Origin of the sequence: Cupriavidus sp. USMAHM13 (genome assembly GCF_001854285.1) — a bacterium.
Classification (GTDB): domain Bacteria; phylum Pseudomonadota; class Gammaproteobacteria; order Burkholderiales; family Burkholderiaceae; genus Cupriavidus; species Cupriavidus malaysiensis.
On the sequence record NZ_CP017751.1, the window covers coordinates 4,077,751 to 4,104,001 of the forward strand.

General features: G+C 64.3%; 19 protein-coding genes, 1 pseudogene and 1 riboswitch. Of the genes and pseudogenes, 11 read left to right on the top strand and 9 right to left on the bottom strand.

Annotated features, from left to right (window positions below):
- Positions 1-28: 28 nt before the first annotated feature.
- From BKK81_RS18010 to BKK81_RS18025, 5 genes are read left to right on the top strand one after another with little or no spacing between them, the layout of a single operon-like run.
- Positions 29-2,794, top strand: a complete 2,766-nt coding sequence (locus tag BKK81_RS18010) for a type I restriction endonuclease subunit R (protein WP_197523936.1) — start codon at positions 29-31, stop codon at positions 2,792-2,794.
- Positions 2,795-2,809: 15 nt separating this feature from the next.
- The gene (locus tag BKK81_RS18015; protein WP_071015730.1) at positions 2,810-4,504 is read left to right on the top strand and encodes a type I restriction-modification system subunit M; all 1,695 of its coding nucleotides are present in this window, start codon (positions 2,810-2,812) and stop codon (positions 4,502-4,504) included.
- Positions 4,501-6,162 (top strand): restriction endonuclease subunit S, encoded by a 1,662-nt coding sequence (locus BKK81_RS34420; protein WP_083384166.1) that lies wholly within the window; start codon positions 4,501-4,503, stop codon positions 6,160-6,162. Before BKK81_RS18015 ends, BKK81_RS34420 begins: the two co-directional genes overlap by 4 nt.
- Positions 6,159-7,991 carry a restriction system-associated AAA family ATPase gene (locus tag BKK81_RS18020; RefSeq protein WP_071015732.1) on the top strand — a complete coding sequence of 611 codons (1,833 nt, stop codon included), beginning with the start codon at positions 6,159-6,161 and terminating at the stop codon, positions 7,989-7,991. Before BKK81_RS34420 ends, BKK81_RS18020 begins: the two co-directional genes overlap by 4 nt.
- A 38-nt stretch (positions 7,992-8,029) precedes the next feature.
- Positions 8,030-9,073 (top strand): HNH endonuclease, encoded by a 1,044-nt coding sequence (locus tag BKK81_RS18025; protein WP_197523937.1) that lies wholly within the window; start codon positions 8,030-8,032, stop codon positions 9,071-9,073.
- Between the two features lie 55 nt (positions 9,074-9,128).
- Here BKK81_RS18025 and BKK81_RS18030 read toward each other — a convergent pair.
- Both BKK81_RS18030 and BKK81_RS18035 read right to left on the bottom strand, forming a co-directional pair.
- Positions 9,129-9,992: pseudogene (locus BKK81_RS18030) on the bottom strand (phage integrase N-terminal domain-containing protein).
- Positions 9,993-10,594: 602 nt separating this feature from the next.
- Positions 10,595-11,752: an STY4528 family pathogenicity island replication protein gene (locus BKK81_RS18035; protein ID WP_071016614.1), complete on the bottom strand. Its 1,158-nt coding sequence runs from the start codon at positions 11,750-11,752 to the stop codon at positions 10,595-10,597.
- Positions 11,753-12,344: 592 nt separating this feature from the next.
- Here BKK81_RS18035 and BKK81_RS18040 point away from each other — a divergent pair.
- From BKK81_RS18040 to BKK81_RS18060, 5 genes are all read left to right on the top strand, one after another.
- Complete coding sequence (locus BKK81_RS18040) at positions 12,345-13,103, top strand: undecaprenyl-diphosphatase (protein ID WP_335582869.1); 759 nt, start codon at positions 12,345-12,347, stop codon at positions 13,101-13,103.
- A gap of 87 nt (positions 13,104-13,190) precedes the next feature.
- The gene (locus BKK81_RS18045) at positions 13,191-13,949 is read left to right on the top strand and encodes a COG4705 family protein (RefSeq protein ID WP_071015739.1); all 759 of its coding nucleotides are present in this window, start codon (positions 13,191-13,193) and stop codon (positions 13,947-13,949) included.
- A gap of 23 nt (positions 13,950-13,972) precedes the next feature.
- Entirely contained in the window at positions 13,973-14,650 is a 678-nt protein-coding gene (locus BKK81_RS18050) for a response regulator transcription factor (protein ID WP_071015741.1), read from the top strand.
- Positions 14,614-15,996: an ATP-binding protein gene (locus tag BKK81_RS18055; RefSeq protein WP_071015743.1), complete on the top strand. Its 1,383-nt coding sequence runs from the start codon at positions 14,614-14,616 to the stop codon at positions 15,994-15,996. Before BKK81_RS18050 ends, BKK81_RS18055 begins: the two co-directional genes overlap by 37 nt.
- Before the next feature lie 157 nt (positions 15,997-16,153).
- The gene (locus BKK81_RS18060) at positions 16,154-17,053 is read left to right on the top strand and encodes a hypothetical protein (RefSeq protein ID WP_071015745.1); all 900 of its coding nucleotides are present in this window, start codon (positions 16,154-16,156) and stop codon (positions 17,051-17,053) included.
- Here the strand turns inward: BKK81_RS18060 and BKK81_RS18065 are convergent.
- Positions 17,050-18,483 carry an MFS transporter gene (locus tag BKK81_RS18065; RefSeq protein ID WP_071015747.1) on the bottom strand — a complete coding sequence of 478 codons (1,434 nt, stop codon included), beginning with the start codon at positions 18,481-18,483 and terminating at the stop codon, positions 17,050-17,052. The genes BKK81_RS18060 and BKK81_RS18065 overlap by 4 nt on opposite strands.
- 180 nt (positions 18,484-18,663) lie before the next feature.
- On the bottom strand, positions 18,664-19,419 hold the full coding sequence (locus tag BKK81_RS18070) for an SDR family NAD(P)-dependent oxidoreductase (protein WP_071015749.1): 756 nt from the start codon (positions 19,417-19,419) through the stop codon (positions 18,664-18,666).
- 679 nt (positions 19,420-20,098) lie between these two features.
- On the opposite strand from BKK81_RS18070, the gene BKK81_RS18075 reads away from it, so the two are divergent.
- Positions 20,099-20,647 carry a Spy/CpxP family protein refolding chaperone gene (locus BKK81_RS18075; RefSeq protein WP_071015751.1) on the top strand — a complete coding sequence of 183 codons (549 nt, stop codon included), beginning with the start codon at positions 20,099-20,101 and terminating at the stop codon, positions 20,645-20,647.
- A 94-nt stretch (positions 20,648-20,741) separates the two neighbouring features.
- Here BKK81_RS18075 and BKK81_RS18080 read toward each other — a convergent pair whose 3' ends face one another.
- From BKK81_RS18080 to tcuA, 5 genes are all read right to left on the bottom strand, one after another.
- Positions 20,742-21,446, bottom strand: coding sequence for a riboflavin synthase (locus tag BKK81_RS18080; RefSeq protein ID WP_071015753.1), 705 nt, complete (start codon positions 21,444-21,446; stop codon positions 20,742-20,744).
- A 143-nt stretch (positions 21,447-21,589) separates the two neighbouring features.
- Positions 21,590-22,111: a 6,7-dimethyl-8-ribityllumazine synthase gene (locus tag BKK81_RS18085; protein ID WP_071015754.1), complete on the bottom strand. Its 522-nt coding sequence runs from the start codon at positions 22,109-22,111 to the stop codon at positions 21,590-21,592.
- 83 nt (positions 22,112-22,194) lie between these two features.
- A riboswitch (FMN riboswitch) is annotated at positions 22,195-22,365 on the bottom strand.
- 176 nt (positions 22,366-22,541) lie between these two features.
- Entirely contained in the window at positions 22,542-23,525 is a 984-nt protein-coding gene (locus tag BKK81_RS18090; RefSeq protein WP_071015756.1) for a Bug family tripartite tricarboxylate transporter substrate binding protein, read from the bottom strand.
- 92 nt (positions 23,526-23,617) lie between these two features.
- Positions 23,618-24,841, bottom strand: coding sequence for a tricarballylate utilization 4Fe-4S protein TcuB (tcuB, locus tag BKK81_RS18095; RefSeq protein ID WP_071015758.1), 1,224 nt, complete (start codon positions 24,839-24,841; stop codon positions 23,618-23,620).
- A complete protein-coding gene (gene tcuA, locus BKK81_RS18100; protein ID WP_071015760.1) occupies positions 24,828-26,237 on the bottom strand; it encodes an FAD-dependent tricarballylate dehydrogenase TcuA in 1,410 nt (469 codons plus the stop codon). The genes tcuB and tcuA overlap by 14 nt, the downstream gene beginning before the upstream one ends.
- Between the last annotated feature and the right edge of the window lie 14 nt (positions 26,238-26,251).

Consider the following 26,251-nt stretch of genomic DNA (forward strand, 5'->3'; position numbering starts at 1 on the left):
TAAATCCGAGGCACAGACACGAGCCGACTTGATCGACCAGCAACTCGCGTTATCAGGCTGGAACGTCAAAGACCCGACTCAGGTCGTCGAGGAATTTGACATTCTCACTGCCTTGCCAGTGGGCGTGGCCGAGCCGCGCTCCCCCTACGAGGGCCACCAGTTCAGCGACTACGTCCTGCTCGGCAAAGACCGCAAACCCCTGGCAGTGATCGAGGCCAAGAAGACCAGCCGCGATGCCGCCATTGGCCGCGAGCAGGCCAAGCAATACTGCTACAACATCCAGGCCCAGCTGGGTGGTGAGCTGCCATTCTGCTTCTACACCAACGGCCACGAGCTCTATTTCTGGGATCTGGAGAACGCGCCGCCGCGCAAGGTGGTTGGCTTTCCCACCCGCGACGATCTCGAACGCTTCGCCTACATCCGTCGCAATCGCAAGCCGCTGACGCAGGAATTCATCAACACTTCGATTGCCGGACGTGATTACCAGATTCGTGCGATACGCTCGGTGCTCGAAGGCATCGAACAGAAGAAGCGCGATTTCCTGCTGGTGATGGCCACCGGCACCGGCAAGACCCGCACCTGCATCGCCATGGTCGATGCCTTGATGCGGGCTGGCCATGCAGAAAAAGTGCTGTTCCTCGTGGACCGTATAGCGTTGCGTGAACAGGCACTGGCCGCCTTCAAGGAGCACATGCCCAACGAGCCGCGCTGGCCCAATGTGGGTGAGAAGCTGATCGCGACGGATCGTCGTGTGTATGTCGCCACCTACCCGACAATGCTCAACATTATCCGGGACGAGGCACAGCACCTGTCGCCGCACTTCTTCGATTTCATCGTCGTCGATGAAAGCCATCGCTCCATCTACAACACCTTTGGCGAAGTGCTGGACTACTTCAAGACCATCACGCTGGGCCTCACGGCCACGCCAACCGACATCATCGACCACAACACCTTCCAGCTTTTTCATTGCGAAGATGGCATTCCCACGTTTGCCTACACCTATGAAGAGGCCGTGAACAACGTGCCGCCCTACCTCTGCAACTTCCAGGTCATGAAGATTCAGACCAAGTTCCAGATGGAGGGCATAAGCAAGCGCACCATTTCGCTGGAAGACCAGAAGAAGCTGATCCTCCAAGGCAAGGAAGTTGAAGACATCAACTTCGAGGGCACTCAGCTTGAAAAGCAGGTGATCAACAAGGGCACCAACACCCTGATCGTCCGCGAATTCATGGAGGAGGCCATCAAGGACGCCAACGGCGTGCTGCCAGGCAAGACCATCTTCTTTTGCGCCACCAAGGCCCATGCCCGGCGCATGGAAGAAATCTTCGACAAGCTCTACCCGCAGTACCACGGTGAGCTTGCAAAGGTGCTTGTGTCGGATGACCCACGCGTCTACGGCAAAGGTGGGCTGCTCGATCAATTCACCAACAACGACATGCCTCGAATCGCCATCAGCGTGGACATGCTCGACACCGGCATCGATGTGCGCGAAATCGTCAACCTCGTGTTCGCCAAGCCGGTCTACTCGTACACCAAGTTCTGGCAGATGGTCGGGCGCGGCACACGCCTGCTGGAAACCAGCAAGCCCAAGCCTTGGTGCCTTGAGAAGGATGTGTTCCTGATCCTCGACTGCTGGGACAACTTCGAATACTTCAAGCTCAACCCCAAGGGCAAGGAGCTTAAACCGCAGTTGCCGCTCCCGGTGCGGCTGGTGGGCCTGCGCCTCGACAAGATCGAAAAGGCCAATGACAGCGGCCATGCCGACATCGCCACGCGTGAAGTCGCCAAGCTCCGCCTGCAGATTGCCGCGTTACCCAAAGAGTCGGTGGTGATCAAGGAAGCCGCCGCCGCGCTGGCGCGGCTGGACGATGACAACTTCTGGATCAGCCTCAGCCACGAGCGCCTTGAGTTCCTGCGCGCAGAAATCAAGCCGCTGTTCCGCACCGTGTCCGAGGCCGATTTCAAGGCCATGCGCTTCGAGCGCGATCTGCTGGAATATTCACTGGCCGTTTTGAGCGAGGAGAAGGAACAAGCCGACACCCTCAAGGAAGGCATCGTCGAGCAGATCGGCGAATTGCCACTCTCGGTCGGCTTCGTCAAGCAGGAAGAGGCCCTGATCCGCGCCGCGCAAACCAGCCACTACTGGGCCAAGGCGGATGAAGACGCCTTCGACGAACTGGTCGCCAAGCTCGGCCCGCTCATGAAATTCCGCGAGCAATCCAGCGGCCAGGAGCAAACCCACCTCGATCTGGCCGATGAGCTGCACAAGAAGGAATGGGTGGAGTTCGGCCCACAGCACGAGGCGGTCAGTATCACCCGCTACCGCGAAATGGTGGAAAACCTAATCGCCGAACTCACCGCGCACAACCCGGTGCTGCAGAAGATCAAGAACGGCGAGGTAGTGAGCAGTGAAGAGGCCAACGAACTGGCCGAACTACTGCACGAAGAACACCCGCACATCACCGAGGACCTGCTGCGTCAGGTCTACAAGAACCGCAAGGCGCGCTTCATCCAGTTCATCCGCCACATCCTGGGTATTGAAGTTCTCAGGAGCTTCCCAGACGAGGTCAGCGCCGCCTTCGACCAGTTCATCCGCGCCCACACCACGCTCAGCAGCCGGCAGATGGAATTCCTCAATCTGCTGAAGGGCTTCATTATCGAGCGCGAAAAGGTGGAGAAGAAAGACCTGATCAACGCCCCCTTCACGGTCATCCATCCGCAAGGCATCCGTGGCGTGTTCAGCCCACTTGAAATCAACGAGATCCTACAGCTGACCGAACGGTTGGCTGCCTAAATAACAGAGCACACCATGCTGCAAAACAACCCCGAACTCAAAAGCAAGATCGACCAGCTCTGGAACAAATTCTGGAGCGGTGGCATCAGCAACCCGCTCACTGCCATCGAGCAGATTACCTACCTACTGTTCATGAAGCGGCTCGACGAACTGGACCAGAAACGCCAAGCCGACGCCGAATGGGCAGGTGAAAAATACATATCCAAGTTCACCGGAACCTGGATTCCACTCGAGGAACGCAACTGGCCAGCGGCGGAACAGCGCCCCATCGACAAACGTACCCTGCGCTGGAGCGAATTCAAACGCATGCAGGCCGAAGAAATGTTGCAGCACGTGCAGGGCAAGGTGTTTCCCTTCCTCAAGGATCTGAACGGCGCAGAAAGCAACTTCACCCACCATATGAAGAACGCCGTGTTCATCATCCCCAAGCCAGCCCTGTTGGTGGAAGCGGTGAAGACCATCGACGACATCTTCGAGGTGATGGAGCGCGACTCGAAAGAAAAAGGCCAGGCCTTTCAGGACATCCAGGGCGATGTCTACGAATTCCTGCTGTCCGAGATCGCCACCGCTGGCAAGAACGGCCAATTCCGCACCCCGCGCCACATCATTAAGCTGATGGCTGACTTGGTGCGACCAGATGTTTCCGCACTCCTCCGTTCAAGTCCTAGTAGGCCTTACAAGGTTGCAGACCCGGCCTGCGGGACTGGAGGCTTTTTGCTGGGCGCCTATCAGTATCTGGTAACGCAGCTCGCAACTGAATCAGGCACGAACGATATTGCTACGGACGAAGACGGATTTAAACGAACGTCAAAGGCCGCAACGCTAACCACCGCTGTGCAAGCCAAGCTTGCCAGCTCACTTTGGGGTTACGACATCGACCAGACCATGGTGCGTCTGGGCCTGATGAACCTGATGATGCACGGCATCGACGAGCCGCACATCGACTACAAGGACACCCTCAGCAAGAGCTACACCGAGGAGTCTGAATACAACATCGTGCTGGCCAACCCGCCGTTCACCGGCAGCATCGACAAGGGCGACATCAACGAAAAACTGCAGTTGGCCACCACCAAAACCGAACTGCTGTTTGTCGAGAACATCTATCGCGTGCTTAAAACGGGCGGCACCGCCTGCGTGATTGTGCCGCAAGGCGTGCTGTTCGGCTCTGGCGGAGCGTTCAAAACGTTGCGCCAGATGTTGGTGGAGCGTTGCGACCTCAAGGCCGTGATCACCCTGCCCAGCGGCGTGTTCAAACCCTATGCCGGGGTCAGCACCGCCATTCTGCTGTTCACCAAGGTCTGGGGGCCGAAAGACAAGGTGAGCAAAGTCGCCACCGAACACGTCTGGTTTTACGAAATGGCCGCCGACGGCTATTCGCTGGACGACAAGCGCAGCAAGCAGGACGGCTATGGCGACTTGCAAGACATCATCGCCCGGTACCACGCCCGCGATGCCGCCACTGACACCGACCGCACCGCCAAGTGCTTCATGGTGCCGCACAGCGAGATTGCCGATGAGAAAAACAACTACGACCTCTCGCTCTCACGGTACAAGCAGGATGTATTCGAAGAAGTGCACTATGACGCGCCGGGCGTGATTCTGGATCGGTTGATTCAAGCCGAGGTGGGCGATGTGGATGAAGCGGACCTCGCCAAGGTGCAAAGCGGCATCGTGCGCGAGTTGCTGGAGTTGAAGGGGATGGTGGGATGACTCCTTCAATCAAACTAAAACCTTACATCACCCAAGTCAGAGGGATTGCTTACAAGCCCGATGAAATTGCGGATACCCCTTTTGAAAATTCCGTGCCATTGCTTAAAGCAAATAACATCACAGACGATGGCTTGGACAGTTCCTCTTTGATCTACATCGCCGCAGACAGAATTAAGTCTGAGCAATTCATCAGAGCCGGCGACTTGTTGCTGGCGGCGTCAAGTGGAAGCAAGAAGGCAATTGGCAAGAATGTACATTTTCCAGAGCCGTTTTCCGGTTCTTTCGGTGCATTCTGCAAAATTGTTCGCCCAAAGAATGGGCTTTACTCGGGTTACTTGAAGCATTTCTTCAAAACAAGATATTACCGATCCTCAATTGAAAAGGCCGTCCAAGGTGCAAATATCAATAACCTCAGGAACGAACATCTTGATGATCTTGAGATTTCCCTTCCGCCCCTCAATGACCAAATCCGTATTGCCCATCTGCTCGGCAAAGTGGAAGGGCTGATCGCCCAGCGCAAACAACACCTGCAACAACTCGACGACCTGCTCAAGAGCGTGTTTTTGGAGATGTTTGGCGACCCGGTGCGGAATGAGAAGGGATGGGACAAACCTGAGTTGAAAGCCTTCGGCAAGATTTCGACCGGCAACACGCCACCCAGAAATGAGTCTGCAAATTACGATGGCGATTTCATCGAGTGGATTAAGACGGACAACATCACCGGCAATGCTGTTTTCGTCACGTCAGCCACCGAGCACCTTTCTGAGGTTGGAGCGAAAAAGGCGAGAACGGTCACGAGCGGTGCGTTGCTTGTGGCCTGCATCGCGGGTAGCGTTGAATCAATCGGGCGTGCCGCATTAACAGACAGAACTGTGTCGTTCAATCAGCAGATCAATGCCATCCAGCCTGGAAAGGATGTTAATCCTTTGTACTTGTATGGCCTGTTTAAGTTGTCTCGAAGCTATATACAGAGTCACGCCACGAAGGGGATGAAGAAGATTCTGACAAAGGGCGATTTTGAGAAAATCACGATGATCAAACCACCCTTCGAAATTCAAAATCGATTCGCGGTCACTGTTGAAAAAGTCGAAGGTATTAAGTCTAGATACAAACAAAGCCTCGCCGATCTGGAAACCCTCTACGATGCACTAAGCCAGCGAGCTTTCAGAGGTCAGCTGGATCTGTCGCGCGTGCCTATGCCAAAACCACCAGCTCAACATATCGCTCCTGTTACCATTGGAGATCAAGCATCCGTACCCGAGCCTGTTGCGCAGGCTTCGCCTGTGATCGACTTGCCCGCCAGCGACAAGCTTCCGGCGGCACTGGAGAATGCCGAGGCGCGTAAAGCATTGATCGCGGAATGGCTGGAAGCCTATCGCCAACAACTGGGGGATGCACCATTTTCGGTGCAAGATTTTATGGTGGCGGTGAGTGATCGACTCACAGAATGGCTGCAGACTGTGGTGGAAGACGAAGCTGTCGCTGATGAGCAGAAGAACCGTTTAGCCGAGTTCTACCCGAGCAATGATGTTGGGCTTGACATAAACGACTATGAACACATCAAAAAATGGGTATTCGAGGCACTGGCGGCTGGCGCCCTGACGCAGAGGGGCAATAAAGTCGGCAACCGCATCGAACTCACGGCTGTTCAGTCATGAAACTGCTCCGCCTCAAGATCACTGACCCGGCGGGCTTTCGTAGCCTACCCTATGGTTTTGAACATCACTTCCGCACTGAGTGGAGCTTGCAGGAAGAACTGGCCCAGCCCGAAGGTTTTGCACCCTTCGTGTGCGCTGGCCCCAACGGCAGCGGTAAGTCCAACTTGCTCGAAGCGTTGGCAGCGATCTTCTTTCAGCTGGAGGTGCAGCGGGTACGCCGCAACTTTCTACCCGACATCTTTCAGTACGACCCTGATGACAATCCAGAGGGCATACAAGAGTACGAAGGCCATCCCAACGCCTATGAACTGGAATACCTGATCAAATTCCCGAAGGAACACCGGTCTTCCGGCAGTCCGGAGTTCGCCCATGTGGTCGTGATCAAGGAGCCGGACAAGTCGCCGTGGTTGCGCTGGGAGAACAACGAAGCGTTCCCTGTGGAGGGGTTTGCTTTCAGCACATTGACTGATGAAGAGCGTGACCTGTTATTGCCGCAGTACGTGCTGGGCTATTCCTCCGGCGAGAACGAGATTCTCAGCCTGCCGTTCTTTAAGATGCGTTTCATCCAGTTCGATGAGTACTGGAATGCTCTGACCCGGCAGCTCCCTTATCCCGGCCGTCCCGAAACGCGGCTGGCCTATCTGGACAGTGGCTTCAGCCAAGCTATTCTGTTGTGCAATCTTCTGCTCCAGGATGAGGCCACTCTCCAGCCCTTCCGCGAGGATGTGGGCATAGAGGCACTGCACGAGTTCCGCATTGTCCTGCGCCGCAGCATTCCGGCCACAAGCCAGCAAATTTCTGCCTTTACTTCGGGTGAGTACGCCTTGCCCACCGAAACGCAGGATGGTCGTTTTACAGATACCAATGTGGTTTATCTTGATCCGGAGACCGGAGATTACCGACTCAATCTGCTTCAAGGACTAGAGGCCAATGGCGATGAGCGTACTGAACGCACGGCCATTGTCGAAAAGCTCAAGCGCTGTGCCACGCTGCATTTTTACGATGAGGCTTCCGACACGCTGATCCTGGACTACAGGATCAATGAAGCGACCAAGCAAGCCTTCCGCGCCAATTTCGATGATCCGGCAGGCCCTGCACTCGCTTTGTTCCAGGCCTTGCAGGTTCTGCTGACGCTCAACCTGTATAGCGTCAGCGATACCATCAAGACCGATTTGTACCGCTCCACCAGCCACTACGTCAGTGAAACGGTACCGACGCTGGCTTCCGACCAGCGCATCATGCGCTTCAAGAATTTTTACTTCACAAAGCAGGGCGTAAAAAAGCCGATGCTGCTCAAAGAGCTGTCGGATGGCGAGTACCAGATGCTGCACAGCCTGGGGCTATGCCTGCTGTTTCGCAAGACCAATAGCCTGTTCCTGTTCGACGAGCCAGAAACCCACTTCAACCCGCACTGGCGCGCCAACTTCATTACCCGCCTGCGTCAATGCTTGCCCGATGTGGAGGATGCGAGACAAGAAATGCTGGTCACCACCCACACGCCCTTCCTGATCTCCGACAGCAAGCCGGACAAAGTGTTGGTGTTCGCCAAGGATAAAGCCAGCGGCGAGGTTAGTATCAGCAAGCCGAACTACAACACGCTGGGTGCCTCGATCAACAAGATCACCATGAACACCTTCGGCAAGCGCGAAACCGTCGGCGGTCACGCGCAGGCCTTGTTGGAGGCGTTGCGCGCACGCTTTGAACAGGGTACCGAAGACAAAGGGTCGTTGATCACGGAGATTCACCACCAGCTCGGCGACTCGGTAGAGAAAGTGCTGCTGATCAAGGCCATTCTTGACGGCGATCAGCCAAAAAATGGGGAGGCATAGGGCTGATGTTGTTTCCGTACACCTACGTGCCACACCAGATGGAGAAGATGCAGGCGTTCATCGACTTCATCTTTCATGAGGTCTGGTGCAAAGCGCCGGCAAGCGGCGACTACGGCCTGGATTTATTTCTTGCGAACCCTGAACTGCATGAAGTGATGACTGCATTTCACTATGACGACAGCAATGGCGCGGAGTTTTTCTCTGGCCATGTGGAGCGCATCTACGGCTTCTTCTCGGTTCTATCCGACGCGCAGATCAGACAGTTTCAGCAGTGGTATCAAGGCAATAACGACCTGGAGAAAGTGTGTGCCAATGATCCGGCAACACAACTCGCCCGTTACGGCGACATCGCTGTCAATCACAAAGACCTTGCCGCCCAGCTCGGTACGTTCTTCAAGGGCCTGTATTCGCAATCGCTTCTGAACCTCGTCGCATTGCGCGGCAAGATCGGTGACATTGACGACCACTATCAAATGTTCGTGCAGGCCAATAAGGCTGGGAAATGCCCTTTTTGTGGTGTCAACGATCTCCTGGGCGAGTACCACAACAAGCGCGAAGCCTACGACCATTACTTGCCCAAGGCGTTGTACCCGTTCAACTCCATCAACTTCCGCAACCTTGTCCCGGCTTGTCACCACTGCAACAGCAGCTACAAGACCAGCAAGGATCCCGCCTACACACCCAAAGACCCCGCCAGAGCAGTTCAACGTCGTGCTGTTTTCTACCCTTACAAACCAGCAGCGCAGTCCATCGAGCTACAGATCACTTTGCAGCATTCAGACATCGCCAAGCTGGCCCCGGCTGATATCACCCTACACTTTGGCCCAGCCGCTGTTGCCGAAGAAATCGAAACGTGGAAGGACGTTTACGGCATTGAAGAACGCTACAAAGCCAAGCTCTGCACAGAAAGCGATGGCAAGGCCTGGCTAACGCAGGTATTGGATGAGTGGAAGGAGCTGGGTCGAGATCCGCAAGATTTTCTGCAGACCTTGACGTTCAATACGAAAAAACGCCCATTCACTGACTGCAATTTTCTCAAAAAGCCCTTTCTCGATGCTTGTCATCAGACCGGTGTTCTTTGATGGATCTTAGGCAGCCTACAAGTCGGCTGCGGATCTTTGGAGGCTTGGGCTTGAATCAGCTTCCCAGATAGATTGCTGTCACTTCCATCCTCTCATGCCCAAGTTCACGACTGATCTGCTGCCGGACTTGTTGGTCGGCCAGGCGTCGTGATAGGCCGAGTTGAGCCGTGCTAAGTCCGCCTGCTGCCGGTGACTTCCACCCCGTCAATGTTTCATATCGCATCTGTGCATACCGATGCCGCAGTCCATGCATATTGCTCAAGCCCGCCGCCTTGCACTGTCCATCGTAGACGTGCCTTTGCTGTATGTAGGTCTTGTTTGCTGGTACCAATGACCCTGTGCCTGCCAGGTGGTGTGCCGCCTGGAGCGCGTCGCGTTGCTCTATCGTGATGACGGGCACCGCTCGCTCCCGGCCGCCCTTCGTCCATGATCCTTTGAGGGCAATGTGGTCACCCCGATCCGCGTAACTGGGCTGGAACTTGATCGCTTCCTCCCGACGCAATCCGAAGGCGGCCTGCAGCTGAAGGCTCATGCGCACGTGGCCATCGGTGATCTGTTCAAGACCTGTGCCCAGTTCCTGGGCCTTGCTGATGTTGGTCACATAGCGGCGTTCGGGCACGCCAAGCTGTGTGTTGTCCGCCGGCAAGATGCCAGCCTTGCCGATCTTTTCGGCTCACCAGCGCAGGTGAGAGAGCCGATTCTTGATGGTGCCAGACGACAAGCCTTCTCCCTGCCAGCGTTCTAGCAGCGTCTGGACGTGCTTTCCCTTGAGCGACGAGGCTTTCATCTGCCGGAAACCGGCCTCGCGCAGTTGCCGCGCGGCCAGCGACAGCGAACGCATCCGGTCGGCCTGTGTGTTGTAGCTACCGTCACGATTGCGCTAGCAAAGCTGCCGCAGGGTGTAGGTCAAGTCGTCCATTTTCCGGCCTCCATGCAAAGCGCCGTAATGCGTTGTCCTGAAATTCATTGGTTAGTGTTAGTGCCAACGCGCCAAGGCGAGATCCCGTGAGGGCAAGGGCATGGTGTTCAGGAGACACCAGAGCCTCGAATGAGGCGTCCGTCTTGCTCCTTGCTGGAAGTCCAGACGGAGGTAATGCAAGACGAAAGTGTTGTGAACGTGGACGAGTCCTCCTATGAGGTGAGTGGGATGAGACATGCAGCGGGAACCCTGTGCGTCGCGCACAGGCAATTGCTGCAAAGGACAGTGCGCCAGACGGCGCGGTAGGGATGAGTTCAAACAGACGAAGAAGGCTCCGCCCTTGGGTAGGGCCGGTATGCGGTCGGAGCCTGGGCATACCTGGGGTGGCTCCACCCTGCTGGGCCAGCGCTTGCAGGAACCTGCGCTGTTGGGGGGGCCGATGTACGAAGCCCATCGGTCTTGGCAACTGCCCGGTCAATGTAGTGCGGACATCATCATGTAGGCCGCACGCAATAGGAACTGGCTTTCGCCCGCATTGTTTGCGGTGTTACGCGGGTCGTCACTGCGGCGTGCAGTGACGACCCGTTTCGCGGCAGCATTTGCTACGCAGGATGCGGCTGCCATCCCCTGGCCTGCATTGCCTGCGCTGCGATGTTCCCAGCGTTCGTCGAGGTGTTCATGATTTTGCGGATGTTAGCGATGTGCGCCAGGGCGGTTTCACGCGATGCCGGTTGCGCCGTCGGTTCAGGGCGATCTTCGGTACGCGGCGGAGCTGCGGGCCGATTCTCGGCATTCCATGGGGTGGCAGACATCTCCTTGCGACCTGCCCACAGGCGGAATTCGCCAGCAAAGACGCGCTTCACCAAAGCGAAGAAATAGGCCACGACATTGCGCACGGTGCCGCTCTGGCTGCGTGCCTGCAACTCGTCGAGTACTTCCTGGCGATGCTGCGGCGGCAGCCGCCGCAAGGCGGCCTGCACGTCCTTTTGCTGGTCTGCCTGGGCATTGCTCAGGCAGGGCGGCAAGCTCAACGGCCGCGATGCGGGATCGCTGTTTTCTTCGCGCGCGCGGTACGTACGTTCTTTTTTATACATATACGTCTTATACGTACTGCTCTGCTCAGTCGTCATGTGGCGAGCATGCCCGGTCTGTTGCGGAACAAGCGTGCTGCCAGCGGAATCGCCAGACAATGGCAGTGGGTCGGCTGCCTCGCTTGCCGGCGACGGCGGCATCGGGGGCAAATCATCGTCATCGCGGAATTGATCGTGGGCCGCAATGGGAGCAGCTTCCGGTGCTTGCGCCAGCGTTGCCTGAATGTAGACGGCCACCCGATCCACCTGGTTGTTTTCGTGGCCGATGGAGGCTTGCAAAAGCGCGGGCAGGCTGGCATCGAGCGTGCAAGCCTGTTGGAAGTCGAGAGCGCTTTCGTGAACCTGATACAGCTCACTGAGCACATGGCCGGTCAGAGGATCGCGTTGCTGGCCCACCTGACTGATCCACCCCGTCAGCCGAAGCACAACGAGGACGCGCCGGGCCGTCTCGTACCCGGCCCTCTGCCCCAGCGGGGTGGAGGTGAGATAGCGGCGCAACTGCCCAAGGTTCGCCAGCGGGCTGATGCCCTCGGCAGAGCGCAGCATGCGCAGCACCTGCCAGCCATTGCGCTCCAGCGGCGTGAGGCGAGCATCGAGCATGAGCGAGGCGGGCGTGGTGAACAGGGCATCTTGCCCCAGCGAGTTGTGGCGGGTGTGGTGGTCTGCCATGAGCATTCTCCAAGGTATGGGCCGCAGCGGCCCGTTCCCCTGCATCTCATCGCGTGCCGTTCCATGCGTCAGCCAACAATGCGGTTTGCACCATACCCGTTTTATCCGGCAGGCGCAGCGCTGGCACCGGCATCCAGACTGATTTATCATCCTGATACCCCCTTGGGGGTACAACTGGGGGTACTTCCAGCGATTCCCGCAAAGGCCGTGGCTCGATTTCCCCGCGAAACCTAGCATTCACAGGCCTTTGCCGACCGATCAACGTTTAAACGTGTGATCCACGCCTGAGCCCGGCCCGGCACCTTGCCCCGGGCAGGCCCACCGAAAAGCCCGCAATCCCCTCGGAGTTGCGGGCTTTTTGTCGATTTTTCGACACTTTTGTCGTCCTGTTGTCACATGCAGCACCCGCAAGGGCAGCCGGCGCCGCCCGCTGCAGACTCCCTTACGCAGCCTGAGCCACTCCCGGGTACGACACCCCGAAGGCGCGGCCATCCCGGCGCGGGAGAAAACCGCCGGCTCAGTCCGAGCTAAGCCTGCCTCGGTAATGTCTCCACCGTGCAGATCCCTGCACTGCCCCTCCCGGAGACGCGCCATGTCCCGCCGCACCCGGCTTTCCGTGCCGGACCGGCGCCTCGCCATCCTGCCTGCCGGCGCGCGTGCGGGGCACGACGACCACAGCGGGCGGGCCCGAGCGCCCGCCCGCGAGGCCGAGCCGTCCGCGCCACGGAGGTCCGGCCGGGAGAACCTGGAACCGATGGAAGCCCTCAACCGAACGCTCTTTCTCTGGCTCAACGCGCCTGCGCACCCGCAGGCGTGGCTGGTGGCGCTGGCCACGGTCCTGGCGCAGTGGCTGATCTGGGCCATACCGGCCCTGCTCGCCATCGGCTGGCTGCGTGGCGATGAGCGCACCCGCAAGGCGATGCTGGCGGCCACGGCGTCGGCCTGGCTGGGGCTGCTCGCCGGCCAGCTGATCGGTCTCGCCTGGCCGCACCCCCGGCCCTTCATGATCGGCCTGGGCCACACGCTTCTCGCTCATGCGGCCGATCCGTCCTTCCCCAGTGATCACCTGACGCTGTGGTGGGCGGTCGCGTGCGCGCTTCTGCTGCAGGCAGGCCAGCGCCGTATCGGGGCCGCGCTGGCCTTGTCCGGCCTGGCCATCGCCTGGGCACGCGTCTACCTGGGCGTGCATTTTCCCTTCGACATGCTCGGCGCGGCCGGGGTGGCCGCGTCCAGTGCCTGGCTGGCACAGCGCGCCGCGCCCTGGTATATGGGGCCGGCCTATCGGACCGCCGATGCCGTTCATTGTGTCCTGTTCGGCAGGCTGATCGCGCGCGGCTGGGTCCGCGCATGAGGCGGGCCGCTTGCCAGGCGGCGCTGGCCGATCTGCCGAAAACCTTCGATACTTTCCAGGGCAAAGCCCGCACCGAGAGCGCTTCCGATGAAAACGCCAACTGAACAGGCACTGGCCAAGGTTCCCGAAGTCACGCTGGGGTTCTGGCTGATCAAGATCGCCGCCACCACGCTGGGCGAAACCGGCGGCGACGCGGTTTCGATGTCCATGAACCTCGGCTACCTGGTGAGCACCGGCATTTTCGCCGTGCTCTTCCTGGTCGCCGTGGTCGCGCAGATCCGGGCGAAGCGATTCCATCCGCTGCTGTACTGGGCCACCATCATCGCCACCACCACGGTCGGCACGACGCTGGCGGACTTCGCGGACCGCTCGCTGGGCATCGGCTACGCGGGCGGATCGCTGTTGCTGCTGGCCTTGCTGCTCGGCTCTCTGCTGGCCTGGCATCGCACGCTCGGCTCGGTGTCGGTGGGCACCGTGCACTCGCCCAAGGCGGAGGCCTTCTATTGGGTGACGATCATGTTCTCCCAGACCCTGGGCACCGCGCTGGGCGACTGGACCGCCGACACCGCGGGCCTGGGCTACACCGGCGCGGCCGTCGTCTTCGGCGCACTGCTCGCCTTGATCCTGGCCGCCCGCTACGGCACCCGCGTGTCCCGCACGCTGCTGTTCTGGGCGGCGTTCATCCTGACCCGCCCCCTCGGCGCGGTGGTCGGCGACTTCCTCGACAAGCCGCTGAGCGCCGGCGGGATGGCGCTGAGCCGCTATTCGGCGTCGGCCGCGCTGCTGTCCTTCATGCTGGCCGGCCTCCTGCTGTTCCGTCAGCGAGCGGCCACGACATCGCATTGAACCATCACGCCGCGGGAGGAGGAATGCGGGTATTGCTGGTCGAAGACGACCCCATGATCGGCGCGACGCTGGCCGCGGCGCTGAAGGATGCCTCCTACGCAACCGACTGGGTGCAGGACGGACTGGCCGCCCTGACCACGCTGGATTGCCAGCACTACGACCTGGTCCTGCTCGACCTGGGCCTGCCCGGCAAGGACGGCCTGGAGGTGCTGGCCAGCCTGCGCGCGCGCGATAACCCGGTGCCCTTGCTGATCATCACGGCCCGCGATGGCCTGGATGACCGCCTGCGCGGCCTGGACAGCGGCGCGGACGACTACGTGCTCAAGCCGTTCGAACTGGCGGAACTGCTGGCCCGCATGCGCGCCGTGCTGCGGCGCAAGGGCGGCAGCGCCGCGCCGGTTCTCGGCAATGGGGTGGTGTCGCTCGATCCGGCGGCGAAGGCAGCGAGCGTCAGCGGCGGCGCACCGGTGCAGCTGTCCAACCGCGAGTTCTCCTTGCTGCGGGCCCTGCTGGTCCGGCCGGGGGCCATCCTCTCGCGCGGCGAGCTGGAGGACCGCATCTACGGCTGGGGCGAAGAAGTCGAGAGCAATGCCGTCGAATTCCTGATCCATGCGCTGCGGCGCAAGCTGGGCAGCGACGTCATCAAGAACGTCAGGGGCGTGGGATGGATGGTCTCAAGAATAGTCTCGGAAGGCGCCTGAACGAGTCGGTACAGCTCAAGCTGTCCTTCACGCTGTCGCTGGCCATACTCGCGCTGGCCATCGTCGCCGGCGCCTTCTCGTTCCTGTCGGCCCTGGGCGAAGCCCATGAACTGCAGGACGATGTCCTGCGCCAGGTGGCGCACCTGGTGGATCGGCAGCACCTGCTGCCGGCGGAGCCGGGGGCCGCCACCGAATTCAAGCAGGGCGATGAAGAAGCACGGGTGATCGTGCAGGGCCTCGGCGATGGCGCCACTTCCCGGCTGAGCGTGGACGAAGGAGGAGCGCTGCCGCTCCCCGCAACCCTGCCCGATGGCCTGCACACGCTTGAGGTCGGCGGCGAGACGTTCCGTGTACTGGTCAAGACCACGCGTGCCGGCGAGCGTATCGCGGTCGCGCAGGAATCGGGCTTCCGCAATGAAATCGCCCGCGATGGCGCGCTGCGCACCGTGATGCCCTTCCTCATCCTGGTGCCGATCCTGCTGCTGATCGTCGCCGACCTGGTGCGCAAGATGTTCCGCCCCATCGCGGCGCTCTCCCGGGAGATCGACCAGCGTGCCGAACAGGACCTGCACCCGATCGAAGACCGGCATCTGCCTGCCGAGGTACGGCCCTTCGCCGTGGCCATCAACCGCCTGCTCGCCCGCGTCGGCCAGGCCATGGAGTCCCAGCGCCGCTTCGTCGCGGATGCGGCCCACGAGTTGCGCTCGCCGCTGACCGCCCTGTCGCTGCAGGCGGAGCGGCTCGCAGACGCGGAAATGTCAGCGGCGGCACGGGACAGGCTGGCGGTGCTGCGGCAGGGCATCGAGCGCGGCAGGAACCTGCTGGACCAGTTGCTGACCTTGGCCACGGCCCAGGCCGTGGCGGCATCGCCGACATCCCCCGTGTCCGTCCAGCACGTCTTCCGCCGTGTGCTGGAAGACCTGCTGCCGCTCGCCGAGGCCAAGCACATCGACATCGGCGTCGAGGGAACGCAGGACGCGCGGGTATGGGTGAGCGAGCTGGACCTGACCGCCGTGGTGAAGAACCTGGTCGACAATGCCATCCGCTATACGCCGGTGGGCGGACGCGCCGATCTCTCGGTAAGCGTGGCGCAGGGGCATGCCGTGCTGCGCATCCAGGACAGCGGGCCGGGCATCCCGGCGCAAGAGCGGGACCGGGTGTTCGACCCGTTCTACCGGACGCTGGGCAACGGGCAGCTCGGCTCGGGCCTGGGGCTGTCCATCGTCCGGACGATCGCCGATCGCATCGGCGCGGAGATCCGCCTCGACTTTGCCGACGAGGCGAAGCAGGCGGGCTTGTGCGTCACGCTGCGGATTCCGCTGGCGGGGCCGCTGCCGCCGGCCTGAGGGCCGTGCTGCCCGCGCCGCGGCGAGCCGGCACCTGACCGTGCGGCGCGCGCTGCCATACAATGCAGTCGAGCCTGCCCGCACCAGCGCGCCGCCCGTGCGGGCGGCCGCCGGCAAAGCCGGGCGAGGCCATCGCCATCCACCGGATGACTGCATCATGTATCGCCCCCGCACCTTTCTTCCCGTTCCGCCGTCCTCCCGCCTGACTCCCTGCCTGGCCGCCCTGGCGACCGTGTTCGCCGCCGCGGGCACGCCCGCCCGGGCCGAGGACGCAGCGCCCGCCAGGGACACCGGCGTCTGCCGCACCGCCTGGTTCGCGCACGGCGGCCACGTGCAGATGGAGGCCGACGGCAATATGCCGCTGTCGCGCCGCTCCACGCAGCAGCCGCCGCGGGCCACGGCCGCGGGCTGCGAGGTCGAGATCGAGATCCGTTCCAAGACCGCGCTGGCAGCCCTGATGGGGCCGCCCATCGTCACCGAGCAGCAGCAGCGCGTGCTGATCCAGCCCCCGGCCGACGGGCAGCAGGCCAGCGTCACCGGCAGCGCCATGGTCAACGCCTGGGGGCCGCATGCCCGCCTGTACGGCATGACCACCATCGACGGCCTCGGCCTGCTGGACTACCAGTACCGCGGCCAGGACCTGCGCGAAGGCAGCATGCTCGACGGGGAAACCGTAGATTCCAGCGCGTCCTTCACCATCTACGCGCGCGAGTCGGGCGAGGAAGTCGGCAAGCTGGTGGCCCCGCACGCCACGGTCGAGATCAGCGTGCGCCAGGTCGGCAAGCGCCGGGTGATTCAGACCGCGCTGGGCCCGTCGGAATGCCTGCCGATCCGTTATGTGCGCACCACCTCGGTCGGGCGCCTGATCGTGGCCGGCGTGCAGGTGCTGACCGAACCGTCACGCATGAGCGTCACCGACTGGTTCTGCCCCGCCGAGGGCTTCGTGATGCGCCAGGACATCGTCGAAGGCGGCGAGGCGCAGCGCATCGACACCACCATGGCCGACCGCGCGCAGGCGCCGGCGCCTGCGCCGGCCTCCCCTCGCACCAGCGACTAGCGCCCTGGCGCCGGGCCCGGCGCGTCGGCCCCCGGCGTCGCCGTGCCGCCTGCGGGCACCGCCAGGCGCAGCGCGCTGGCCACGCTGGCCAGCGCGGAGAAGGCCGCGCCCAGGCCCAGCGCCAGGGTCGGGCCGTGGCGCCCGGCGATGCCGAAGCTGGCCGCCACCAGCGCCGCGCCGGTGGCCTGGCCGAGCAGGCGCGCGGTGGCGATCACGCCGCTGGCGCCGCCGCTGCGCTCGCGCGGCGCGCTCGACATCAGGGCCTTCAGGTTAGGCGACTGGAAGAAGCCGAAGCCCGCGCCGCAGATCGCCATGCGGATGCCGATGTCGAACGCCGAGGGCGACACCGGCAGCATGGCCAGCGAGGCCATGCCCACGGCCAGCACCGCCAGGCCGATGCCGCCCAGCAGGCCGGGCGGGTAGCGGTCGGACAGGCGGCCGGCCAGCGGTGCCATCAGCGCCACCACCAGCGACCACGGCGTCATCAGGAAGCCGGTCTCCACCTGGCTGCGGCCGAGCACGGTCTGGAAATAGAACGGCAGCGAGACGAAGGCCAGGCCCTGGGCGGCGAAGGAGCAGATCGCCGTCACCGTGGACAATGCGAACAGCGGCCGCCGGAACAGGTCCACCGGCAGCATCGGCGCCGGGTGGCCGCGCTCGCGGCGCAGCAGCAGCGCGAACGCCACCAGGAATACCGCCAGCGCCGCCAGCGTCCAGTGCAGCGGCGCATGCTGCGAGCCCTCGCCCAGGGCGAAGATCAGCGCGGCGAAGGTGATCACGTTGAGCCCGGCGGCGACCCGGTCGAAGCCGTGCCCGCTGCGTGCCGTCTGTGGCAGCGAGGACCAGGCGATCGACAGCGCCAGCAGGCCGATCGGCAGGTTCACGGCGAACAGCCAGGGCCAGTTGCCGACCGACAGGATCACCGAGGCCACGGTCGGTCCCAGCGCGAAGGACATGCCCACCACCAGCGCGTTCAGCCCGACTCCGCGGCCGAGCCGGTGCATCGGGTAGAGAGCGCTGATCAGCGCCGTGTTGACGCTCATGATGGCGCTCGCGCCGATGCCCTGCAGCACGCGCGCGGCGGCCAGCGTGGGCAGCGACCACGACAGCGCGCATACCAGCGAGGACAGCAGGAACAGCACCACCCCGCCCAGGTAGATGCGCCGGTGGCCGAGGATGCCGCCGAGCGCGGCGAAGGGCAGCAGGGTCGCCACCATGGCGAGCTGGTAAGCGTTGATGACCCATACCGAGGCGGCCGGCGTGGCATGCAGGTCGGCGGCGATCGAAGGCAGCGCGGTGTTGGCGATGGCGGTGTCGAGCGTGGCCAGGGCCACCGCGATCATGATGGCGGCCATGCCGCGGCGCTCGCGCGCATTGAGGGGACGGTCGGCCGGGCGCGCCGTGGTCTGGGGGTCGGGAGTGCTGGGCATAGGGTGCGGCCTGTTGCGTGCTGCTTGCGGCGCGCACCCTGGCGGGCGCCGCCACGTCGCCGTGCGGCGCTGGCTGTCGGGGTCTTTGTCTGACGTCAGACGACACGATAAGGGAAAACACGGAAGTCTGCAGGCGTGGCGCACACGCGCCGGCGCCCACCAAGCGCCGGCACCATCACGTCAAGTCAGGTTGAGGCCGCCGTCGGCCAGCACGATCTCACCGGTCAGGTAGGACGATGACACCAGCATGGCCACGATCTCGGCAATGTCCTCCGGGCTGGCCCCGCGCCGCATCGGCGCGCGCTCGCGCCAGAGCGCGTGCGCCTGCGTCCAGTCGGCCGTCAGCGGAGTATCGACCAGGCCGGGCGCCACCGCGTTGACGCGGATCTCGGGCGCCAGCGCCAGGGCCAGCAGCCGGGTCGTATGGTTGAGTGCGGCCTTGCTCGCCGCATAGGGGATGGAAGCCCCCTTGGGCCGTATCCCGGCGTGGGAGCTGATGTTGACCACGCAGCCCGGCCGGCCCCGCGCGGCGGCCGCGCGCAGCGCCCCCTCCGCCTCGGCCACCAGCCGGAACGGCGCCACCACATTGACCTCGTGCATGGCCTGCCAGACCGCGGCGGTGGCCGCGCCCAGGTCGGCGTGGGGAATCACGCCGCTGATGCCGGCGTTGTTGACCAGGACGTCCAGCCGTCCCCATGCCGCCTGCGCCTCGCCTACCAGGCGCGTCCGCTCGGCGTCGTCGGCCAGGTCTGCCTGGACGTAGACCGCGTGGCCGAGTTCGGCGGCCAGCGCCCTGCCCGCCTCGGCGGAACGGCGCGAATGAAGCACCACGGCAAAGCCGTCGCGCGACAGCCGGCGCGCGACGGCGGCGCCGATGCCGGAGGTGGAGCCGGTGACGAGGGCCACCGGACGGTCAGCAAGGATGGGCGGTTTCATGGGTACGGACATACTCGGGACGGGATCGGAGAGCCGGGCCGCCCCGCTCGGAGCCGCAGCGGGCCGGCACGGCGCACGGGGGGAAGCGGGCCGCATGGCCCGGCCGGGATCGGAGGTGCGATCCGTGAGAGCGGCGGCGGGGGCCGCCATGCCGGCGGATGGCGCCGGAGGCGTGCCCGCAGGCCAGCCCCGCCGGTGGGCCGGGGCTATGCGCGGCAACGGGCTTGGCACCGCCGCGTCACGCCTGCAGACATCATGCAGCGGATTGTAGCGTGGCGGACAAGCAAGGGATGCTCCCTGCGCCGCACGCCATCCTTGACCATGGACTCAAACGCGGCACCACCCGCCTCCCTGGAACCAGACCGCCAGACGCGCGCTATGCGTGCGTCATGCGCACGTCATGCGCGCTTTGTGCGCGCGGCATAAAGCACCCGCCTTGACTTCGCAGGGACGGCCATTAGTATTTTTTGTGAAGACTCCCTCTTTCCGCGGCCAGAGCGCGGCCGTGCCCTCGCAACGAGGAGCACCACGGCGCGGCGCGGAATCCCCATGTGCGAACGCCGCCGCAATCGCCTCGCTTCCCGCACGCCCGCCTGCATGTGCCGGGCGGATGACTTCAGCCACCGTTTACGTTTGCCTGGTGGCTCCCGCCCCTTCCCCCGATGAACAGGAAACAACAATGCACCCTACCGCTCGCACCCTCCGTTCCGCCGCCACGCCGGCCTTGCTGGCCCTGGCCCTGATGGCCGGCCCGGCGCTCGCCCAGAGCAGCGCCAGCGCTCCGATGTCGACGCCCGCCGCGGCGGGCAAGCGCACGCCGGCCCTGCAGCACGAGGCGGCCGTCGAACAGCGCATCAAGCAGTTGCACGACCAGATGCAGATCACCGCCCAGCAGGCGCCGCAGTGGGACGCCTTCGCGCAGGCCATGCGCGACAACGGCAAGCGCGCCGGCGAGGCCTACCAGGAACACGCGCAGAAGCTGTCGACGATGAACGCCGACGAAGCCATGAAGTCCTACGCTTCGCTGGCACAGATGCACGCCGACCATATGCAGAAACTGAGTGCGGCCTTCAGCCCGCTCTATGCCACGCTGTCGGACACGCAGAAGGCGACCGCCGACCGGCTGTTCCGCCATGAGCATGAGCGCCACCATGGCGGCGACATGCACCACGGCATGCGCCACGGCATGCGGCCGGGCGCATCGTCACCGGCGGCAGCTGGCGGTTGAGGAGCGGTTGAGGAGCCGTTGAGGTTCCGCGCCAGGGCCGCGGCCGGAAACCGCGGCAAAGGGCGGCAAGCGGCGGCAGCCAGGGGGAGCGCGCCTACTGCGGCAGCTCGTTCGGCTCGATCAGGTCGTCGAGCGTCAGGCCCTTTTCCTTCAGGATGGCTTCCAGCACGGGCTGCAGCTTGCCCAGGGTTTCCTGCACCGTTTCGCGCACGGTGTCGACCACCACCTGGGTAGCGCGTTCGATCTCGACATTGAGCGCGTCGCCGGGCTGCTTCTGCTCGAACACCGTGGCGCGGCGCGTCTCGGGAATCAGCCACACTTCGAACCAGCCTTCGGCGCGGTTGACCTCCGCCACGGTCAGGCTGGCGCCGTTGACGGCGATATAACCCTTGGCGAAGACGTACTTGCGGAACGCCGGCGGGATACCGATGCGCAGCACGCGGTTGTTGTCCGAGTGGCGCACGCTCAGCAGGGTAGTGGCGAAATCGACGTGCCCGGACAAGGGATGGCCGCCGATCTCTGCGCCGTCCTTGGCCGCGCGCTCGACATTGACCTCGCCGGCCTGGGCATAACCACCCAGCGTGGTGATATTCAGGCTCTGCTGCATCACGTCGAAGGAGGCCGCGGTCGGCGACAGCAGCTCGGTCACGGTCAGGCAGACGCCGTCGACCGAGACGCTGGCGCCGATCGCCAGGTCCTGGCAGAAGCCGGGCGGGAATTCGAGTGCGAAGGTGCGCAGGCCCTCGCGGTCCTGGATGGCGGCGATCTTCGCCACGCCCTGGATGATGCCGGTGAACATGATGCTGTCTTCCCAAACTGGTCGGTGGTCCCGCGGGACCGCGGGGGGATCCGCCGGATCCCCGCCTGGATGCGGCGCCGGCCCGGCGCCGCCGCCATTGTCGCTCAGGCAGGCGGCGCGCGCTGGCGCCCCGCCCGCCGCGCTCATGCCGCGGCCAGGCGGCCGAGGCTGGCGATGGTCTGCACGCAGGCGTTGGCCGCTTCCTTGCCCTTGACGACGAAGTGCTCGGTGAAATAGCGGCGGTGCTCTTCGTGATCGTGGAAGCTCTTCGGCGTCAGCACGGCGGAGAGCACCGGCACCTCGGTGTCGAGCTGCACGCGCATCAGGCCCGAGATCACCGCGTCGGCGACGAACTCGTGGCGGTAGATGCCGCCGTCGACCACCAGCGCGCACGCCACCACGGCATCGTAGCGGCCGCTGGCGGCCAGCTTGCGCGCATGCAGCGGGATCTCGAAGGCGCCCGGCACGTCGATGACATCGATGGCATCGCGCGCCACGCCGAGCCGGACCGCTTCGGCCAGGAAGGCGTCGCGCGCGCTATGGACGATGCCGGCGTGCCATTGGGCACAGATGAGGGCAATGCGGCCGCCCGCTCCGCCGGAGCCCGGCGACGAGGAAGAACGGCCTTCGTGAACGAGTTGATACGAGGGGGTCAGCTGATTCATGGCTTTCCTTGGAGAGGTTTCCAGAATCAGGGCGCACGAGCGCTGCCTCCCGGGCCCGGCAGGCCAGGCAGGAGGCGAACACATCGCGCTCTCTTCCATCCGGACTATGACCGTCGGCTTCGGAATCGCACCGAATCTGCTGACCCCGGCCTGTGGGCAGGCCGGGCGCTCGCGGGCTAATGCGGGCTAGCGCGAGACGCGCGACAACCGCCATTACCGCCGGTGGGGACTTTCACCCCGCCCTGAGAACGCTGTTGCGGCAGTGCCGCAACGGGAAGATTCTGCCTCAAGGCAGCGCCGTCCGGCAAGGCCGGAGGTGATGCCGGCGGCAGAAAACCGAAGACAGGCGGCACATCGTGCGCCTGGCGCCGTGCCGCTGGCGACCGCGGCGGCACGGCGCCTGCAGAGCGGAACGCGATGGCAGCGCCGCTCACTCGGCCGACGCGCCCGATTCCTTCGCCACCTTGCCCCATTTGGCCGTCTCGGTGCGGATGAAGGCGGCCAGCTGCTGCGCGTTCATATTGCCCGCCGTCACGCCCTGCTCCTCGAAGCGCTTCTGCACCTCGGGCTGCTTCAGCACCTTGGCCAGCTCCGCGCCGACGCGCTGCTCGATCTCCGCCGGCGTGCCGTGCGGCGCCACCAGCGCGTACCAGGTGGTCACCTCGAAGCCTTTGACGCCGCTCTCGTCGAGCGTGGGCACCCCCGGATACGCGGAGGAGCGCCTGGCGGTGGTGACGGCCAGCGCTTTCACCGCGCCGCTGCGCACGTGCGGCGCCGCCGACGGGCTGGTCTCGATCGCCATCTGGATCTGGCCGGCGATCAGGTCGGTCATCATCGGCGCACCGCCCTTGTAAGGCACGTGCGAGAGATCGGTGCCCGTCATGGCGCGGAACAGCTCGCCCGACAGGTGCTCGGTGCTGCCGATGCCGGCCGAGCCGTAGTTGACCTTGCCCGGATGCTGCCGGATGTAGGCAATCAGCTCCGGCACCGTCTTGGCCGGGATCGCGGGATTGACCAGCAGCACATTGGGGGTCAGCGCCACCAGGCCGACCGGGTCGAGGTCGCGCGTGAACTCGTAGGGCAGCTTCTTGTAGATTCCCGGCGCCATGGTGTGCGCCACGGTGGCGAGCAGGAAGGTGTAGCCGTCGGGCTGGGCGCGCGCCACCACGCTCGCGCCCAGCGTGCCGCCGGCGCCGGGCCGGTTGTCGATCACCACCGGCTGGCGCAGGGCCTCGCCCAGTTTCTGCCCGACGATGCGGCCGATGATGTCGGTGGTGCCGCCCGCGGCGAAGGGCACCACCAGCGTGACAGGCCGCGCGGGCCAGGCCTGGGCCAGCACCGGCGCGGCGCCGGCGAGCATCAGCGCCGTGCCCAGCAGGCCGGCGAGCACGGTTCTGCGTGCGTGGGTCGTCATGGGTTCGTCTCCTCTTGGCAATGTCGCAATGTCGCAATGTCGCAATGTCGCAATGTCGCGATGTCTTTATCGTGATCGGTGCCGCGCGGCTCTCAGTCCGAGCCCAGCTTCAGCGTGTCCGGCTGGCGCTTCTCGATGGCCGACTTCAGCAGCGCCGCGCTGCGGTAGATGCCGTGCGCGAACTTGCCGTAGGGCAGCGTGGCGAACAGCGCCATCACCACGCCCAGGTGCACCGCCAGCAGCGCGGCCATGGCGCCGCTGTCGCGCCCGGCCAGCAAGGCCAGGCCGCTGAGCGCCGTCAGCAGCAGCAGGGCGATGAAGCCGCGGTCCATCGGTCGCTGGGCCGCGTCGCCGCGCGCCGGGTCGCGGCGCAGGTTCAGCCACAGCAGGCCGGCGCTGCCGATCGAGAGCGCGACGCCGCCGATGGTGCCGAGCAGCACCGGCGCGCTGAGATAGGCGTAGGGGGCGTGCCAGCCGAAGGCGTAGTGGTAGAGCGTCGCCACCGCGGTGGCGGCGAAGCACAGCAGGAAGCCGTAGAAGGTGCAGTGGTGGAAGCGGCGCCGCGCCAGCGTGAAGCGGTCATCCTCCTCGTTGCAGCCCTCGCCGTGCCCGCCATCCAGGTAGGTCAGCGTGAGCGCGTCGTGCGCGGCCTCGGCCAGCGCCGGCGCGCCGGCGCGGCCGGGCGAAACGCTGCGCCAGAAGCGCGTCACGCCGAGCGCCAGCGCCAGCAGCGCGAAGGCGAAGACCGCGCCGAACATCGCCGCCATCAGGTTGTGCGGGAAGATCGCGTAGAAGTCGCCCGCCAGCGGCGCGTGCCGCAGCGTGCCGTGGCGCGCCAGCGCCAGCAGCAGGAACAGCGCCAGGCCGGCGGCCAGCGCCAGCGCCACGGTGAGCCCGTTGCGCTTGTACAGGGCGCCCAGCGCCGGCGGCCAGGCATAGTCGGCATAGGTCTGGCCGCGCACGCGCGCCATCGCCTGCGGCACGTTGACGCCGAAATCGTGGGGCGGCGCGTACTGGCAGGCGTGGTAGCAGGCGCCGCAGTTGTGGCACAGGTTGGCCAGGTAGTGGATATCGGCCTTGCCGAACTCCAGGCGGCGCGTCATGGCCGGGAACACCGCGCAGAAGCCCTCGCAATAGCGGCAGGCATTGCAGATCTGCATCTGGCGCGCGACCTCTTCTTCATTCTCCGTCAGCGGCAGCACGCGGATCACGCGCCGCGGCGCGGATGCCTCGGCCGGCGCCTGCGCCAGGGCCTGCGCCTCGCGCGTGAGGGCCGACAGCGTGGCCGGCGCGGACAGGGTCTCAGGCTGCTTCATCTTGCTTTCCTCGTTGCTGCGCGGCGGCCTGTGCCGCCTGTGTGCCCGCGATGCGGCCGAAGGCGGTGCCGATCGACATGCCGACGCCGGCCGTGTATCCCTTGCCGAGCACGTTGCCGGCCATCATCTCGCCGGCCACGAACAGGTTGTCGCTCGGCACGCCGCCGAAGTGCACCGCCGCCTGCTCGTTCACCTTGAGGCCGAGGTAGGTGAAGGTGATGCCGGGGCGCAGCGGGTAGCCGTAGAACGGCGCGGTATCGAGCGGGCGCGCCCAGTGCGTCTTGGGCGGCACGATGCCCTCGGTGTGGCAGTCGTCGAGCCGGGTGTGGTCGAAGGTGCCGACGCGGCAGGCCGCGTTATAGGCCTCGATGCTCTGCAGGAAAGCCGCCTCGGGCAGGCCCAGCTTGCGCGCCAGCTCCGGCAGCGTATCGGCCTGGGTGCCGGGAAAGACCGGCGGCATGAAGCGGCCCACCGCCTTGGCGTCGATGATGGAATAGCCGATCTGGCCCGGCTGCTGCGCCACCAGCCGGCCCCAGATGGCATAGCGCTTGGGCCAGAAGTCCTCGCCCTCGTCGTAGAAGCGCCGGGCATCGCGGTTGAGCACCACGCCCAGCGAAACGCAATCGATGCGCGTGCAGATGCCGCCGTCGTAGAGCGGCGCGCGCGCGTCGATGGCCACGCAGTGCGACTGCGAGGGATCGCCGATGGCGTCCGCGCCGGCATCGATCATGTAGCGCAGCAGCACGCCCATGTTGTAACGGGTGCCGCGGATCAGGAAATTGTCGGCCGGCCACTCACCGCGCTCGTTGCGGCCCCAGGCCTCGCGCAGCCAGCCGCGGTTGGACTCGAAGCCGCCGGCGGCCAGCACGCAGGCGCGCGCGGCGATGCGCTCGCGGCCGATGCGCGCGGCGACGAAGCGGCCGCCGTCCAGCTCGATGGCATCGACCGGCGCCTGGTAGCGGATCTGCACGCCCAGTGCCTCGGCGCTGCGGTAGTAGGCATTGACCAGGGCCTTGCCGCCGCCCATGAAGAAGGCATTGGTGCGCGCCACGTGCAGTGCGCCGGACAACGGCGGCTGGAAGCGCACGCCGTGCTTGCGCATCCAGGGCCGGCAGCTGGAGGACGCGCGGATCACCAGCCGCGCCAGCGTCTCGTCGGTGAGGCCGCCGGTGACCTTGAGCAGGTCCTGCCAGTACTCCTCCTCGGGATAGGCGTCGACCAGCACATCCTGCGGCGCGTCGTGCATGCAGCGCAGGTTGCGCGTGTGCTGCGAATTGCCGCCGCGCCACGCGCGCGGCGCCGCTTCCAGCATCAGCACGGAAGCACCGGCTTCGCGCGCCATCAAGGCTGCGCACAGGGCAGCGTTGCCGCCGCCGATGACCAGGACGTCCCACATATTCCGCTCCGCCT

Bases quoted from the DNA above. Each gene is read 5' to 3' on its own strand.
- BKK81_RS18015 (WP_071015730.1), top strand. From the start codon at position 2,810: ATGCTGCAAAACAACCCCGAACTCAAAAGCAAGATCGACCAGCTCTGG.
- BKK81_RS34420 (WP_083384166.1), top strand. From the start codon at position 4,501: ATGACTCCTTCAATCAAACTAAAACCTTACATCACCCAAGTCAGAGGG.
- BKK81_RS18020 (WP_071015732.1), top strand. From the start codon at position 6,159: ATGAAACTGCTCCGCCTCAAGATCACTGACCCGGCGGGCTTTCGTAGC.
- BKK81_RS18025 (WP_197523937.1), top strand. From the start codon at position 8,030: ATGGAGAAGATGCAGGCGTTCATCGACTTCATCTTTCATGAGGTCTGG.
- BKK81_RS18035 (WP_071016614.1), bottom strand. From the start codon at position 11,752: ATGGCAGACCACCACACCCGCCACAACTCGCTGGGGCAAGATGCCCTG.
- BKK81_RS18040 (WP_335582869.1), top strand. From the start codon at position 12,345: ATGTCCCGCCGCACCCGGCTTTCCGTGCCGGACCGGCGCCTCGCCATC.
- BKK81_RS18045 (WP_071015739.1), top strand. From the start codon at position 13,191: ATGAAAACGCCAACTGAACAGGCACTGGCCAAGGTTCCCGAAGTCACG.
- BKK81_RS18050 (WP_071015741.1), top strand. From the start codon at position 13,973: ATGCGGGTATTGCTGGTCGAAGACGACCCCATGATCGGCGCGACGCTG.
- BKK81_RS18055 (WP_071015743.1), top strand. From the start codon at position 14,614: ATGGATGGTCTCAAGAATAGTCTCGGAAGGCGCCTGAACGAGTCGGTA.
- BKK81_RS18060 (WP_071015745.1), top strand. From the start codon at position 16,154: ATGTATCGCCCCCGCACCTTTCTTCCCGTTCCGCCGTCCTCCCGCCTG.
- BKK81_RS18065 (WP_071015747.1), bottom strand. From the start codon at position 18,483: ATGCCCAGCACTCCCGACCCCCAGACCACGGCGCGCCCGGCCGACCGT.
- BKK81_RS18070 (WP_071015749.1), bottom strand. From the start codon at position 19,419: ATGAAACCGCCCATCCTTGCTGACCGTCCGGTGGCCCTCGTCACCGGC.
- BKK81_RS18075 (WP_071015751.1), top strand. From the start codon at position 20,099: ATGCACCCTACCGCTCGCACCCTCCGTTCCGCCGCCACGCCGGCCTTG.
- BKK81_RS18080 (WP_071015753.1), bottom strand. From the start codon at position 21,446: ATGTTCACCGGCATCATCCAGGGCGTGGCGAAGATCGCCGCCATCCAG.
- BKK81_RS18085 (WP_071015754.1), bottom strand. From the start codon at position 22,111: ATGAATCAGCTGACCCCCTCGTATCAACTCGTTCACGAAGGCCGTTCT.
- BKK81_RS18090 (WP_071015756.1), bottom strand. From the start codon at position 23,525: ATGACGACCCACGCACGCAGAACCGTGCTCGCCGGCCTGCTGGGCACG.
- tcuB (WP_071015758.1), bottom strand. From the start codon at position 24,841: ATGAAGCAGCCTGAGACCCTGTCCGCGCCGGCCACGCTGTCGGCCCTC.
- tcuA (WP_071015760.1), bottom strand. From the start codon at position 26,237: ATGTGGGACGTCCTGGTCATCGGCGGCGGCAACGCTGCCCTGTGCGCA.